This is a genomic window from Nonomuraea sp. NPDC049129 (assembly GCF_040648495.1).
Lineage (GTDB): Bacteria > Actinomycetota > Actinomycetes > Streptosporangiales > Streptosporangiaceae > Nonomuraea.
The window spans coordinates 1-1,086 of the sequence record NZ_JBEZDU010000069.1 but is presented as its reverse complement, the minus strand read 5'-3'; the positions used below and the strand labels follow the sequence as shown (position 1 = coordinate 1,086).

1 pseudogene is annotated in these 1,086 nt (G+C 66.9%); it reads right to left on the bottom strand.

From position 1 onward, the window contains the following. Positions 1-25: 25 nt before the first annotated feature. A pseudogene (locus tag AB0B64_RS60735) lies at positions 26-1,014 on the bottom strand (IS5 family transposase). Positions 1,015-1,086: the final 72 nt, after the last annotated feature.

Genomic DNA, 1,086 nt, shown 5'->3' with positions numbered 1-1,086 from the left:
TAGGGCCTGTATGGAGTTCGGATCTTTAGATCGGTTGAAGGCTTCGGATCCACAAGATGGCTCCGCGTAGGTGGAGCCCGGCGAGATAGCTTTCGGGGGTTTTGTCGAAGCGGAAGGCCAGCGCACGCCACTCCTTCATCCGGTTGATGCACCGTTCCGCCGTGTTGCGCTGCTTGTAGAGATCGGAATCATGGGTGACTGGGCGGCCGCCGCGGGAACCGCGCTTCTTGCGGTTGGCCGCCTGGTCGACCTTCTCCGGGATGACCGCCTTGATACGGCGTCGGCGCAGATAGGCGCGGTTGGCGCGGCAGGAGTAGGCCTTGTCGGCGGCCACCGCGTCCGGCCGGGTGCGCGGACGTCCGACGGGCAGCCGGATCTTGATGCGCTCCAGCACGGCGCGAAACTGAGGGCTGTCTCCCGCTTGACCTGCGGTGAGGACGAAGGACAGCGGACGGCATCGCCGGTCGGCGGCCAGATGGACCTTGCTGGTCAGCCCACCCCGCGAGCGGCCCAGCGCGGCGGCCTTCAGCCGGAACCTGCGCCGCCGTCGTAACCGCCGACGCCCGTCTCCGTCTCCGTCTCCGTCGTCAGGGTCGCCGTCGTGGGAGTTTTGCCCCTTTGGAGCATCCCCTTTTCCTGTTCGACGGCCTCTTCCAGCGCCTCGGCCAACTCGCCGTCCAGGACCATCCCGGCGGCATGGTGGTGAGCGCGGGCCGTGGTGGAATCCACGCTGACCAGCCCCAGGTCGGCTTGCCCGCGAACTGCAGCCTCGGCGATCATCGCCTGCATCAGCCGCTCGAACACGCCGCTCCTCGCCCACGACCGGAACCGGTCATAGACCGTGGACCACGGCCCGTACTCGGCGGGCAAGTCCCGCCACGGGCAGCCGGCGCGAAACCGCCACATCACCGCGTTGAACTGCTGCCGCAGATCCGGGATCGGACCTCGCTCACCCAGCGGCAAGTGAGGCTCGATCAAGAACCATTCCTCATCGGTGAGGTCTCCACGCGCCATGGCGATGGCCTACCAGGACCACAGACCGCAGCGCAGCCAATCCCATTGATCTCAACTCCATACAGGCCCTAG